At 33.5% G+C, this 13,708-nt stretch carries 14 protein-coding genes; 9 read left to right on the forward strand and 5 right to left on the reverse strand.

Translation table 11 applies throughout. The features are described 5' to 3' along the window. The first annotated feature begins 51 nt into the window (after positions 1 to 51). The 3 genes from miaE to FDY99_RS11370 all read left to right on the forward strand — a co-directional run bounded on the left by miaE (position 52) and on the right by FDY99_RS11370 (position 2,844). Entirely contained in the window at positions 52 to 633 is a 582-nt protein-coding gene (gene miaE, locus FDY99_RS11360) for a tRNA-(ms[2]io[6]A)-hydroxylase (RefSeq protein ID WP_066675320.1), read from the forward strand. 7 nt (positions 634 to 640) lie between these two features. Beyond that, the gene (locus FDY99_RS11365; RefSeq protein ID WP_066675318.1) at positions 641 to 1,258 is read left to right on the forward strand and encodes a DUF502 domain-containing protein; all 618 of its coding nucleotides are present in this window, start codon (positions 641 to 643) and stop codon (positions 1,256 to 1,258) included. 209 nt (positions 1,259 to 1,467) lie between these two features. Further along, a complete protein-coding gene (locus tag FDY99_RS11370) occupies positions 1,468 to 2,844 on the forward strand; it encodes a tryptophanase (protein ID WP_139421551.1) in 1,377 nt (458 codons plus the stop codon). A gap of 138 nt (positions 2,845 to 2,982) precedes the next feature. On the opposite strand, the gene FDY99_RS11375 is transcribed toward FDY99_RS11370, so the two are convergent. Continuing rightward, complete coding sequence (locus tag FDY99_RS11375; protein WP_139421553.1) at positions 2,983 to 4,182, reverse strand: PQQ-dependent sugar dehydrogenase; 1,200 nt, start codon at positions 4,180 to 4,182, stop codon at positions 2,983 to 2,985. A 111-nt stretch (positions 4,183 to 4,293) separates the two neighbouring features. Here FDY99_RS11375 and FDY99_RS11380 point away from each other — a divergent pair, with 111 nt between their 5' ends. From FDY99_RS11380 to FDY99_RS11395, 4 genes are all read left to right on the forward strand, one after another. Beyond that, the gene (locus tag FDY99_RS11380) at positions 4,294 to 4,662 is read left to right on the forward strand and encodes a BlaI/MecI/CopY family transcriptional regulator (RefSeq protein WP_102978754.1); all 369 of its coding nucleotides are present in this window, start codon (positions 4,294 to 4,296) and stop codon (positions 4,660 to 4,662) included. A 5-nt stretch (positions 4,663 to 4,667) separates the two neighbouring features. After that, positions 4,668 to 6,461: a M56 family metallopeptidase gene (locus FDY99_RS11385; RefSeq protein WP_139421555.1), complete on the forward strand. Its 1,794-nt coding sequence runs from the start codon at positions 4,668 to 4,670 to the stop codon at positions 6,459 to 6,461. Between the two features lie 158 nt (positions 6,462 to 6,619). After that, positions 6,620 to 8,611 (forward strand): excinuclease ABC subunit UvrB, encoded by a 1,992-nt coding sequence (gene uvrB, locus FDY99_RS11390; protein ID WP_139421557.1) that lies wholly within the window; start codon positions 6,620 to 6,622, stop codon positions 8,609 to 8,611. 26 nt (positions 8,612 to 8,637) lie between these two features. Further along, the gene (locus tag FDY99_RS11395; protein WP_139421558.1) at positions 8,638 to 9,012 is read left to right on the forward strand and encodes a VOC family protein; all 375 of its coding nucleotides are present in this window, start codon (positions 8,638 to 8,640) and stop codon (positions 9,010 to 9,012) included. A 66-nt stretch (positions 9,013 to 9,078) separates the two neighbouring features. Here FDY99_RS11395 and FDY99_RS11400 read toward each other — a convergent pair whose 3' ends face one another. The 4 genes from FDY99_RS11400 to FDY99_RS11415 all read right to left on the reverse strand — a co-directional run bounded on the left by FDY99_RS11400 (position 9,079) and on the right by FDY99_RS11415 (position 11,988). Next, the gene (locus FDY99_RS11400) at positions 9,079 to 9,333 is read right to left on the reverse strand and encodes a DUF3820 family protein (protein WP_115950005.1); all 255 of its coding nucleotides are present in this window, start codon (positions 9,331 to 9,333) and stop codon (positions 9,079 to 9,081) included. A 16-nt stretch (positions 9,334 to 9,349) separates the two neighbouring features. Beyond that, positions 9,350 to 10,450 carry an AI-2E family transporter gene (locus FDY99_RS11405; RefSeq protein WP_139421560.1) on the reverse strand — a complete coding sequence of 367 codons (1,101 nt, stop codon included), beginning with the start codon at positions 10,448 to 10,450 and terminating at the stop codon, positions 9,350 to 9,352. Then, positions 10,447 to 11,184, reverse strand: a complete 738-nt coding sequence (locus tag FDY99_RS11410; RefSeq protein ID WP_139421562.1) for a beta-carotene 15,15'-monooxygenase — start codon at positions 11,182 to 11,184, stop codon at positions 10,447 to 10,449. The genes FDY99_RS11405 and FDY99_RS11410 overlap by 4 nt, the downstream gene beginning before the upstream one ends. 69 nt (positions 11,185 to 11,253) lie before the next feature. Further along, entirely contained in the window at positions 11,254 to 11,988 is a 735-nt protein-coding gene (locus FDY99_RS11415; protein WP_139421564.1) for a hypothetical protein, read from the reverse strand. Positions 11,989 to 12,035: 47 nt separating this feature from the next. Here FDY99_RS11415 and FDY99_RS11420 point away from each other — a divergent pair, with 47 nt between their 5' ends. Then, positions 12,036 to 13,013 (forward strand): aminodeoxychorismate synthase component I, encoded by a 978-nt coding sequence (locus FDY99_RS11420; RefSeq protein ID WP_139423806.1) that lies wholly within the window; start codon positions 12,036 to 12,038, stop codon positions 13,011 to 13,013. Continuing rightward, positions 12,997 to 13,623, forward strand: coding sequence for an aminotransferase class IV (locus FDY99_RS11425; RefSeq protein WP_074230427.1), 627 nt, complete (start codon positions 12,997 to 12,999; stop codon positions 13,621 to 13,623). The genes FDY99_RS11420 and FDY99_RS11425 overlap by 17 nt, the downstream gene beginning before the upstream one ends. Positions 13,624 to 13,708: the final 85 nt, after the last annotated feature.

A 13,708-nucleotide genomic window follows, 5' to 3' on the forward strand; every position in this document is an offset into this window, starting at 1 on the left:
AACAATAATTCTTATCGCAATTTATTTTAAATTTACAGAAATTTTTAAATTATGTTTAAGTTGAAACTTCCTACCGATCCAAGGTGGGCAAATATTGCGGAGGATAACATTCAAGAAATTTTAACAGATCATGCGTGGTGCGAACAAAAAGCCGCTACCAATGCGATCGGATTGATCACAATGCTTCCGGAACGCCCGGATATTGTAAAAGAACTTTTGGCAATTGCTCAGGAAGAACTGGAACATTTCGGACAGGTTCTGGAGATTATCACAAAACGAGGCTACACTTTTGGACGTACAAGAAAAGATGATTATGTCAACGAATTGGTCAATTTTATCCAAAAAGGAGGTCACAGAGATACTTTAATTGTAGATAAAATGCTTTTTGCAGCAATGATTGAAGCGAGAAGCTGCGAAAGATTTAAAGTTTTAACAGAAAATATAAAAGACGAAGAACTAAAAACTTTCTATAAAGAGTTAATGATTTCTGAAGCCAATCATTATACCACATTTATCGGTTTTGCAAGACAGCTTGGTGACCCTGAAAAAGTAAATAAAAGATGGGAAGAATGGCTGGAATATGAAGCAGGCATTATAAAATCTTACGGAAACAAAGAAACTATACACGGATAAAAGCAAATTGAAAAAGCCGACTTTTGAAAACCTGACTAATTTTTTTCTGAAAAACTTCTTTCAGGGATTGTTAATTATTGGTCCTATCGGATTGACCATTTTTGTAATCTGGTATGTGATAACGTCGATTGACAATATCATTCCGTCTGTTGCAAGTGAAATTCCGGGGTTGGTTTTTGTTTCTACTTTGCTGATTACTGCTTTGTTGGGCTATTTAGGAAACAAATTTGTTGTCGGAAGATTTTTTGTAGATGCGGTGGACAGACTTTTAGAAAAAACTCCTGGTATTAAACATATTTATTCGCCTACCAAAGATGTGATGTCTTCGTTTGTAGGGGATAAGAAGAAATTTAGCGATCCGGTTTGGGTAAAAACCAACGAAAATCCAGAAATCTGGAGAATAGGGTTTCTTACTCAAAGAGAAATGGCTGATGTACACAAGCACAATTTTGTAGCAGTTTACCTTCCGCATTCTTATGCAATTTCTGGTTGGGTGATTGTGACTGAAGAAAAAAATATCAAACCTGTTGTAGGAATGTCTGCAGCTACGGCAATGAAATTTGCGGTAAGCGGCGGTGTAGCAGGTTTTCATTCAGATGAAAATATATTTAAAGCTCCTGAGTAGATTTCTTTTACTCACTTTAAAAACTGTTTGGTTTAATAAGAATATTTAAGCATTGTATTTTATAAGAACATCTTTGATGTTTTCTTAATCAATCTTAAACCATTGATTTTCTTACTATTTAAAATTAAAACAGTATCAAAAAATACATCTGATGTTTTGAAATTAGTTTCAAACAAATTTTTCTTTAATAAATCTAAAAAATATATCACATGGAATTACCATACGCAGAACCGTTTCGTATTAAAATGGTGGAAGAAATCCGTCAATCTACAAGAGAAGAAAGAGAAAAATGGCTGAAAGATGCTAAGTTCAATTTATTTAATCTAAGATCTTCGCAGGTTTATATCGATCTTTTGACAGATTCCGGAACCGGAGCGATGTCAGACAGACAATGGGGAGCTTTAATGACGGGAGACGAAAGTTATGCCGGATCTCGTTCGTTCGAACAATTACACAATACTGTACAAAGTATTACAGGGTTTAAATATTTATTACCTACGCACCAAGGAAGAGCTGCTGAAAACGTTCTGTTCTCAGTTTTGGTAAAAGACGGAGATGTAGTTCCTGGAAACTCGCATTTTGATACTACAAAAGGGCATATCGAAATCAGAAAGGCACATGCAATTGACTGTACAATTGATGAAGCTTTTGATATTAATGATCTTCATCCTTTCAAAGGAAATATCAATCTTGAAAAATTAGAAGCAGTTTATCAGTCTCATCCAAAAGAGCAGATTCCTTTCTGTTTGGTTACCATTACGTGTAATTCTTCAGGAGGACAGCCTGTTTCTCTTGAAAATATGAAAGCGGTAAAAGCTCTTTCAGATAAATATGGAATTCCTGTATTTTTTGACTCTGCAAGATTTGCTGAAAATGCTTACTTCATCAAAAAAAGAGAAGCGGGTCAGGAAAACAGAAGCATTAAAGATATCTGTAAAGAAATGTTCTCTTACGGAGAAGGAATGACGATGAGCTCTAAAAAAGACGGTTTGGTAAACATCGGAGGATTTATTGCTTTAAATAATGAAGAGGTTTTCAGAAAAGCATCAAACTTTACAATTATTTATGAAGGTTTCATTACTTATGGTGGAATGGCGGGAAGAGATATGGCTGCTTTGGCAGTTGGTCTTGATGAGGCAACAGAATTTGCTTATTTGGAAAGCAGAATTTCTCAGGTTGAATATCTTGGAAACAAATTAATTGAATACGGAATTCCTGTACAGAAACCGATTGGCGGACATGCTGTTTTCATTGATTCATTAAATTTCTTACCAAACGTTTCTCGTGCAGAATATCCGGCGCAGACTTTAGGTCTTGAGATCTACAAAGAAGCAGGAATCAGAACGGTGGAAATCGGAACTTTATTAGCAGACAGAGATCCTGAAACGAGAGAAAACCGTTACCCAAAATTAGAATTGGTTCGTTTGGCAATTCCTAGAAGAACGTACACTAATAATCATATGGATTATATCGCAGCTGCGGTGAAAAATGTATATGAAAGAAGAAATGAAATCTCAAAAGGGTATAATATTACTTGGGAACCTGAAATTTTAAGACACTTTACGGTGCATTTGGAAGAAGCTTAAATTCTTTATAATAATTGATAAAAGTTTGGGCGCAAAATCGAAGATTTTGCGCCCAAACTATGTTTGATAATATTTTTTTGATAGGATTTTATCCTATCCTTTGTTAAATCGTCCCTTTGGGACTTTCCCTTTTTAAATTTATTTCTTAGAGATTTTATACAGTTTTCCGCTGTCAGTAACTCCGTAAAGATTTCCGTCAGAACCGTTCAAAACGTCTCTGAATCTTTCTTTTTGATCTAAAAGAAGACGTTCTTCACCAACCACTTTATTGTCTTTTAAAACAATCCTGTTGATGTGTTGACCGCTCAGACAGGCGATGAATAAATTGTTTTTCCATTCATCAATATTTCCGGTGTAGAAAGTAACACCGCTTGGTGAAACTACAGGATCCCAATAATAAACAGGCTGCTCAGTTCCTTCTTTTTGGGTGGTTCCGTTGTTTATTTTCTCTCCGGAATATTCAATTCCATACGTTACATCACCCCAACCGTAATTTTTTCCGGGTTGAATTAAATTAATTTCATCTCCGCCTCTTGGTCCCATTTCAATATCCCAAAGCTGACCTTTTTCATCTAAAGCCAAACCTTGCGGGCTTCTGATTCCGAACGCATAAATTTCAGGTTTGTATCCGGTTTTACCGATAAAAGGATTTCCCGGAGCAGGTTTTCCATCCTTGGTTATTTTTAAAATTTTTCCTAAATAATTATCGGTTTTTTGAGCATAAACACGAGTTTCTTTATCTGATCTTTCACCCGTGCTCACAAAAAGATTTCCGTCTTTATCAAAAACCAATCGGCTTCCGTAATGTTTATCACCATCATACGTTGGAGTTGCACGGAAAATGACTTTTACGTCAGAAATATTTTTTAAATCAGATGAAAGTTTTCCTTTTGCAACGGCAGTATGATTTCCGCTTTCATAAGGTTCAGAATAGCAGAAATAAATAATATTATTGGATTTAAAATCAGGATCAAGCGCAACATCGAGCATTCCGCCTTGTCCTTTTGCGTCGACCTTCGGGAATCCTTCAATTTTAGAAATTTGTTTTCCATCAGTTGAAACAACATTCATGAAGCCTGTTTTTTCTGTAATTAAGAATCTTCCGTCAGGTAAATTGATGATTCCCCATGGTCTGCCTAAATCCTTAGTTAGAACTTCTACATTATAAGGGGTTGTAGTTTTTACAGGAGTAATGCGGGTTTGCCCTTCAAAAGCGGGCTTGTAATTGGTATTGGCTTTTTCATCTTTTGCAGAAGGTTCGCTTGGTTTTCCTTTTCCCTGACAAGAAACGATTGTGGTTGCTGAAGCCAGTAGAATGGGTAAGAGAAGTTTTTTCATATTTAAAATTTAGATTGATTTCTGAAATGAAAGGAAAAATAATGCCATAAAAAAGTTGCACAATTAAAAATTTATTCTACATTTGTAGAGTAAGATTTAATTTTGTAGAATATGAATGAAATAAAACTCACAAACTCCGAAAAAATATTGATGGATATTCTTTGGGAAAAAGAAAAAGCATTTTTGAAAGATATTTTAGAATCATATCCTGATCCTAAACCGGCAACAACTACCGTTGCAACAGTGCTTAAAAGAATGCAGAATAAAGATTTGGTAGGCTTCAAACTTTTTGGAAACTCTCGTGAATACTTTCCAAAAGTGGCAAAAGGAGAATATTTCAATGATGAAATGACTTCTATGATTGACCGTTTTTTCAACAGTTCAGTAACGCAGTTTGCTTCGTTTTTTACATCCAATTCTAAACTGTCACAGAAACAATTGAAAGAACTTCGGGATATTATTGATCAACAGATAAAATAATAATTATGTTAATCGTTTTAAAAATAATTCTGTGTTCGGGAATTTTACTCGGTTTGTATCATTTGTTTTTAGCGAAAGAAAAAACTTTTACATTCAATAGGTTTTATCTGATTGCAGCTTTGCTATTTTCATTATGTATTCCATTTGCGACGATAGAAACAAAAGAGGCTGTAAAAGAAATTCCTGCAACCGTTTTTGTAGAAGGAAATGAACAACCTATAGAAGCACAAATTGTGACACCACAGGAAAGTTTCGATTATACAAAAGCTCTTTTAATTGGCTATTGTATCGTTTCAGGGATTTTAATTTTAAAAATTGGATATTCTATTATAAAGATTAAAAAATTAAAAGGAAGAAAAATTAAGTATCAAAACAGAACTGTTTTTCTTCTGAAGCAAGACCTAGCTCCTTTCAGTTTTTGGAGTACCATTTATCTTTCAGAAACTTATTTTAAAGATTCTAAAATTGAAGACTCTGTTTTTCTACACGAAGAAATTCATGTGAAACAAAAACATTCTTTAGACATTCTTTTTGTAGAAGTTTTAAAAGCTGTTTTCTGGATCAATCCTTTTATCTATTTCTATAAAAAAGCGATGGTCGATAATCATGAGTTTATTGCTGACGAAAGTGTAATTAGTAAGAATAAAAACATAAAAAGTTATCAGGAGCTCATTCTGCAGGAAATTTTAAAACAACAGAATCTTCCTTTAATCCATCAATTTAATTTTAATAACACCAAAAAAAGATTTATTATGATGAACACCAAAAATTCAAAATTTGCCAAAGTGAAAAACTATCTTGCTGTTCCCGCATTTGCTGTTTTAGCGATAATTTTCGCAGAAAAAACATACGCAAAAGAAAATACTGAAAACCTAAATCAGGAAAAAGAAAATGTAGTTTCTGATATGTTTTCAAACGATCCTTTTTCAGAATATAACCGAATTATAAAAAAATACGGCAATCTTGTCGAGCAAAAAAAGTATGCTGAGTTTGATAAAGTAATTAGTTTGTCGGATCGTGCTAAACTTAAAGAACTTTATTTTCAACTTACAAAAGAGCAGAGAGATGAAACGCCTTTATATTTTTTTGATGTAAAAAAATCTGAAAAAGTGAATGTAAGTCAAAAACAACTCGATGATTTTATGAACTCAAAAAAATATGGTTTGTGGATTGACGGTAAGAAAACCAATAACCAGGATCTTAAAAAATATAAACCGGAAGATTTCTCACATGAGTCTGTAAGTAAAAGATATCCTAATGCAATAAGTAAAAAAAATCCGGAACCTTATCAAGTCAATTTAATGACTAATCAGTATTTTCAGGATTACCGCAATGAAAAAGAAAAAATATTTATGGGTTTTAAAGCAAAGGCTTTCATTAAAGGAAAAGATACCATTCCTATTAAAAGAAATACAGATAACAGGTTAGAAAAAAATACAGTACAAGATATTTCTAAAGCTGTTGAAGGTACAGCAGCTAATCTTATTCAGGCAGAATACCCTGGAGGATCCAATAAATTAAGAGATTTGATTCAGACAAGTTTTAATAGCGCTGTAATGAAGGGCAATGAAGGGATGGTAAAATCTATTGTAACTTTTGTTGTTGATCAAAACGGGAAGGTAAGAGATATTAAAATATCTGGTGAAAATGAAAAAATCAACAATGAGATATATAGAGTCACAAAACTGGCAAATGACAATGTAACTTGGAAGCCTGCTACAAAAGATGGTAAACCTGTAGCATTTCAGTATAAAATGCCTATCGCTATGAATTTTGAAGTTTATCAAGAAGCACAATAAATATAATAGCGTTTTCAGCTATATCAATTTCAACCGTAAAGTTTAATGCTTTGCGGTTTTTTATTATATAATTTTTTAATGAAAATCTTCAAATGAGAAATTACAATTTATGATCGCACTCTTCTTCTCCGCATTTTTTTATTTCCTAAATTTGAAGTATGAAATTCAATCTACAATCAGAATATCAACCTACAGGAGATCAGCCTAAAGCAATTGAAAAATTGACTGCCGGAATAGAGATCGGCGAAAAATATCAAACTTTGCTTGGGGTAACGGGTTCCGGAAAAACATTTACTGTTGCCAATGTTGTGAATAACGTTCAGAAACCGACTTTGGTTTTGGCGCATAACAAAACTTTGGCGGCTCAGCTTTTTATGGAATTTAAAGAATTCTATCCCGAAAATGCGGTTGAATATTTCGTGAGTTACTATGATTACTATCAACCCGAAGCTTATATTGCAAGCTCAGGAACTTATATAGAAAAAGACTTAAGCATCAATGAAGAGGTAGAAAAATTGCGTCTTTCTGCGATTGCAAGTTTGCTTTCTGGAAGAAGAGATATTTTGATCGTTGCCTCAGTATCATGTATTTATGGTGTTGGGAACCCTGCTGAATTTCATAAATCATTAATTTCTCTTGAGATTGGTGAAAAAACAACGCGAACAGCATTGCTTCATTCTTTAGTTAATGCGTTGTACTCTAGAACATTGGCTGATTTTCAGCGTGGGACGTTTCGTGTAAAAGGAGATGTAATTGATGTATTTCCTGCGTATGCAGATAACGGAATAAGAATTCAGTTTTTTGGCGATGAAATTGAAAAAATTCAAAGCTTTGATCCTGTTTCCGGAAATGTAACTTCTAATTTTGATCAGATCCAGATCTATCCTGCCAATCTTTTTGTAACCACAAAAGAAACCTTGAATGGTGCGATAAAAAACATTCAGGATGATATGGTAAAACAGGTCGACTTTTTTGCAGAAATCGGAAAGCCTTTAGAATCAAAAAGACTGCAGGAAAGAACAGAATTAGACCTTGAAATGATCAAAGAGCTTGGTTATTGCTCAGGAATTGAAAATTATTCGCGTTATCTTGACGGAAGACTTCCGGGATCTCGTCCTTTCTGCCTTTTAGATTATTTTCCAAAAGATTTCTTAATGGTAATTGATGAAAGCCACGTTACGGTTCCGCAGGTTCATGCGATGTATGGCGGTGACAGAAGCCGTAAAGAAGCCTTGGTGGAATATGGTTTCCGACTTCCTGCAGCGATGGATAACAGACCTTTAAAGTTTGAAGAATTTGAAGCGATTCAAAACCAAGTCATTTATGTTTCGGCAACTCCGGCAGACTATGAATTAGAGAAAACCGGTGGTGAATATATTGAGCAGATCATCCGTCCTACAGGACTTTTAGACCCAATTATTGAAGTAAGACCATCGTTAAATCAGATCGATGATTTAATGGAAGAAATAAATAAACGTGCTGAAATTGATGAAAGAGTTTTAGTGACTACTTTAACTAAAAAAATGGCGGAAGAGCTCACAAAATATTTCACAAAATTCGGAATCAGAACGAGGTATATTCACTCTGATGTTGAAACTTTAGAGCGTATTCAGATCATGCAGGATCTGCGTCTCGGTGTTTTTGATGTTTTAATTGGAGTCAATTTATTGAGAGAAGGTCTTGATTTACCTGAAGTTTCATTGGTTGCCATTTTAGATGCTGATAAAGAAGGAATGTTGAGAAGTAGAAGGTCGATGATTCAAACCGTTGGTCGTGCTGCGAGAAATGTAAATGGGAGAGCTATTATGTATGCCGATAAAATTACCAAATCGATGCAGGCAGCTTTAGATGAAACCGAATATCGTCGTGCAAAACAAATGCAGTACAATGAAGAGCATGGAAAAGTTCCGACCGCATTAAACAAAAAAATATCTGAAAATCTTGTCGGAAGAAGTAAAGATTTCCCTGACGAAAAATATACTCAAAAGGAAATTACCCAAAAAGTTGCCGAAGTAAAAGCTACCTATGCTACTGAGGATATTGAAAAAATAATCGCTCAAAAGCAAAAAGAAATGGAAGCTGCCGCAAAAAATCTTGATTTTATAAAAGCTGCAAAACTGAGAGACGAAATTGTAGCTTTGAAAGGATGATCATTTAAATAAACTAAAACGATACAATGAAAAGAGTAACAGGAATTGGAGGAATTTTCTTCAAATGTAAAGATCCAATCAAAATGAAAGAATGGTATAAAACCCATCTTGGAATTTATACTAACGATTACGGAGCAACATTTGACTGGAAAGAAATGTCTGATTCTGACGCAAAAGGTTCCCTTACATGGAGCCCGACTAAAGAAACAACTGAGTATTTTGAACCTTCGAAAAGAGAGTTTATGATTAATTATACCGTTGAAAATTTAGAAGCTTTAGTTGAAGAATTAAAAAAAGAGGGTGTAACTATTCTTGATGAAGTTGAAGTTTACGATTTTGGGAAATTCGTTCACATTCTCGATTTGGAAGGAAATAAAGTTGAATTGTGGGAGCCTAAATAATTTAATCTTTACATAAATAAAAGTTTCGGCGGCACCTTTGGTGCCGCCAAAACTTTTATAAAATATTTAAAACTTATAAATCTTAGTTTTAGGTTTTTCATAACTCACTTTTCCACCACGAAGAGGCGTAAGCAAATCCATCAAACCATTTAGTTTTATTTCGTAAATCGTAGAAAGTTGCATTCCCAGTTTTCCGGGGGGCATTCCTTGGCGCTGAAACCATTCCAGATAACTTATCGGAAGATCAGCTAAAATAGTGTCTTTATATTTTCCGAAAGGCATTTTTACCACACATATTTCCTGTAAAATTTCAGGATTTATTCCTTGCTCCATTTTTTTAAATTATTAAATCAATTTTATTTTCTAAATCTTCGTTTTTGTCTTTCTCTGAAAGTTGAAGTTCAGGAGTTTCATCATCAGAAAATTCATTTCTGTACACCTGAATAAGAAGGAGTGTGAACGACACTAAAATAGGCCCGAAAATCAATCCCATAAATCCAAAAAGATTCATTCCCATGATAATTCCGAAAACGGTATTTAAAGGGTGAATATCTTCCAGTTTTTTAAGCAAAGTAAAACGAAGCACGTTATCTGTTAATCCCACAACAATTACACAATAAAGAGCAAGACCGATTCCCGGCCCGGTTTGACCTTCTGCAATCATAAAAATACAAATCGGAACATAAATAATTGCCGCTCCCACAACCGGAATCATTGATGCCGCTGCGGTTAATGCAAATAACAAAATAGGACTTGGTGCACCAAAGATAAAATAACCAATCAATGCGATTATTCCCTGTCCCAAAGCAACAACAGGGAGACCGATTGCATTTGCCATAATCAGTTTACGCATTTTTTCGCCGATCAAAGAGACATTAGATCTTTTCAAGGGAGCTGCTGAAGCTAAAATTCTTTCGAAGAATCTTGGCTTTTCAAACATGAAGTAAAGAATAAAATACATCGACATTACTACCGTCAAAGTATTAAATGTTCCGCTTAATGCTGATGTGGAATATTTTCCGGCAAATTCTTTCAGCTTAACCATGTTCTCTTTACTCATGATGTCAAAGCTGGTTTTTTTATAAATAAAAGAGTGAATTTTTTCGACAAACACATTAAACTTATCCATATAAGCTTGTGCATTTCCAAGCTTTTCAATCAATAAATCGGCAATAAAATATACCGGAAGAATAATAATAATTAAACTTGCCAACATGAGAACCAAGGCAGAAGCCCACGGTTTCCATTTTCGTTCTTCCTGCAGGTAAAAATTATATTTTCTGCAGACGACATAAATCGTTATGGCTCCCAAAACTGAAGGGATAAAAAGCGCAAGATTAAAACAGATTAAACCTGCTAAAACCAAAATAATTGCAAGCAAAGAAACTTGTTTTATCGCTGTGCTGCTGATTTGTTTGTCTTTATTTTGTGGTATCATTTATTATATGTTATTTGTCGTGGTTTTCCCAAATATGCGCAATAAATAGAATACATTGCGATATAAATAAATGGTAATGTAAAAATTAGACCAATACAGCATAAAATGATTCCGGCGGCGCTAATTATTATTCCTAAAAAAGAAGTTCCTAAAAAAATGCTGTAATTTTCTTTGGCAATATTATACGTTTTTGAAATAGCATCCATCGCATTAGCATTTTCAAACAATAAAATAGGGTAGCCTAAAAGAAACAACGGATAAACAAAAAATACAGGAATAAAGCACATGGCGATAGAAATCCATAAAATAATGTTGGTAATCAAGCTGTACAATAAAATATTTCCTAGATTTTGACGGTAACCAATAAATAAATCGGAAAACTCGATTGAAGCTTTTGTGTTGAATTTATTTGTAATATAGATTAAACCAACAAAAAGAGGCGACAAAAGAATAGTCAGTAAACCCGAAAATGAAAAATAAAGAGAACTCCCTGGTCTGTTTATCAAAATATTTCTGTAATTGTCTTCGTCAAAGTCTCTGAAACTGCTGTAATTGGAATACCATTTTAATCCTGTCATAGATTGTATAATAGAATCTGCAATAACATAAACAATCATCGTTACCAAAGCATAAAGAAAAACGCCTTTATACATTTCGAAAGCATGAGAAATAATAGATCCGGTATTTCTTTCAGGTACAGAGCCTTGCTGATCAAATTCGTTAAATTCGGACATGGTGTTTGTTTTTAATGTTTCTCAAATTTAATTTTTTTTGAGAACAAAAACATCACACATTTTTCAAAATCAGACTTTCTCGGTAAAAATAGTTGTATACAATGAATAAATCATCGCATTCCAAAATGGGAAAGTGAATAATCCACCGATCAAAAAGATCCCGAAACCGATGTATTTAAATAAAACAGCGACCATTGTACAAACTAATATTTCGATAAAATACATTTTTAAAGCTTTCCAGTTTAATGCAATTCCTTCAAAAATAGTTTTGTTCTGAAAAAACATTAATGGAGCCACAAACAATGTTATCATTACCCAAACAACAGGAAGAATAAGGGTTTGAGCAATAAAGCTGTACAAGAAATACCAGAATATATAATAACTTGCATATCTGAAGAAATTCAGACCGTTGTATCCGGCAAACAAATCTCTTAATTCAACATTTTCTTTAAGATCAATTTTTCTAAAGATTTGAAAAAATCCTAAATTTAACGGATAAAGAAAAATCAGAGTTCCTACCAAGCCAAGATAAAAGTTTTGGAAACCTTTACTGATCATGATTGCGGAAACATTATTTTTGTACGCTTCTAATCCTGCAGGTCCTATTTTCATATAATCAGACATGGCGCCCAAAAGCTGATCCATGATTCCGTATCGACCTGAAAAGTATAAGAAAACCGTAGAAAACAAAGCCAGATAAATAACCGAAAAAATCATTTGGTAAACCAACGTTTTGTTCCAGTAAAAAAATGCTTGTTTTAAAATAAAATCGATTCCCGGTTTTTGTGGATATTGCTCCTGCATTGAAAAAATTTTATGCAAAAGTAAACATCAATAACTACTTTTGCGGAATGTTTTCAGCGAATCATCAAAAATTTATTGAAATGGATGAACTTTCACATCAGAAAGTTCCCTTTTTCTTTATCATAGACTTCCTGGTTGATCAGGTAGAAATCTTCACAGAGAATGAAATTGAAAAAAAAGGTTTATTGATTGATTTTCAAGGTTTTTCTAATGTGAAAAAACAGGAAGATTTAGATAAGAAAATAGAATTAAAATCATTTCCCGAATCACTGGAAAGCTTTAAAAAAGGCTTCGATCACGTTCAGAAAAATATTCGTCAGGGAAATTCTTATCTTACCAACTACACCCGGAAAACCAGAATTGAAACAAATCTCAACCTGGGAGAAATTTTTCATCATTCTTCTGCAAAATACAAGGTTTTATATAAAGATTTTTTCGTATTTTTTTCTCCTGAAACTTTCGTAAAGATTGTTGATGATAAAATTCAGACCTATCCGATGAAAGGTACGATTGATGCTTCTTTGGAGAATGCTGCAGAAATTTTGAAGAATGATAAAAAAGAAAAGGCAGAGCATTATACTGTGGTCGATTTGCTTAGAAATGATTTAAGTATGGTTGCAAATGATGTGAAAGTTGATAAATTCCAGTATATTGATTTTCTGAAAACAAAACAGAAAGATCTGTATGCGATGAGTTCTGAAATTTCAGGAAATTTAAAACCTGAGTTTAAAGGAAAAGTAGGAAGTATCATGAAAAAACTTTTACCTGCAGGTTCAATTTTAGGAGCACCAAAACCTAAAACGTTAGAAATTATCCTTGAAGCGGAGGGTTTCGACAGAGGTTTTTACACCGGAGTTTGCGGTTGGTTTGATGGAAAAGATTTAGACAGTTGTGTAATGATTCGTTTTATAGATAAAGAAGGCGATCAGCTGTATTTCAAAAGTGGTGGCGGAATTACACACATGAGCAAGCTAGAAGACGAGTATCAGGAAATGAAAAATAAAATTTATGTCCCAATTCATTGAAAGTATTAAAGTAGAAGATCAGGAATTGTTCCTGTTGGAGTTTCACCAGAAACGCGTGAATGAGACTTTCGCCCATTTTGGGAAAGAAGGTTCTATTGATTTGGAGAAGATTTTTAAAGATCTTCAACACGACGAAGACGGTTTATACAAACTGCGACTTGTTTATGACCTTGATAAAAAATTCAGAACGATGATGATGCCTTATGCAATTCCTGAAATTCAGGATTTTCAGTTGGTTGAAAATAACAGTTATGACTATTCTTTTAAGTTTGAAGACCGCAAAGAGCTTGAAAAAATGAAGATGAAGTCTAAAGCTGAGGAAATTATTATCGTAAAAAATAATCACATCACAGATACTTCATTTTCAAATATATTATTCCAAAAAGGAAAAGATTGGTTTACGCCATCCACTTATCTTTTAAACGGAGTGCAAAGACAATATCTTTTGAAGAAAAAGAAAATAAAAGAAGCCGAAATTACTTTGCAAAATATCAAGGAATTCTCACATTTTCAATTGATTAATGCAATGAATGATTTTGATGATATGTTTATTTATCCGATTCATAAAATCACCAATCTTCCTGGGAATGATGATTATTTGGATATTTAAATAATTTCTTTAAAATATTTTTCTCTCGCAGATTAAATAGAAAAGCAGATTTATAATTAAATAAATCTGCTTTTTTTATCATTAA

It is taken from the genome of Chryseobacterium mulctrae (genome assembly GCF_006175945.1).
GTDB lineage: Bacteria > Bacteroidota > Bacteroidia > Flavobacteriales > Weeksellaceae > Chryseobacterium > Chryseobacterium mulctrae.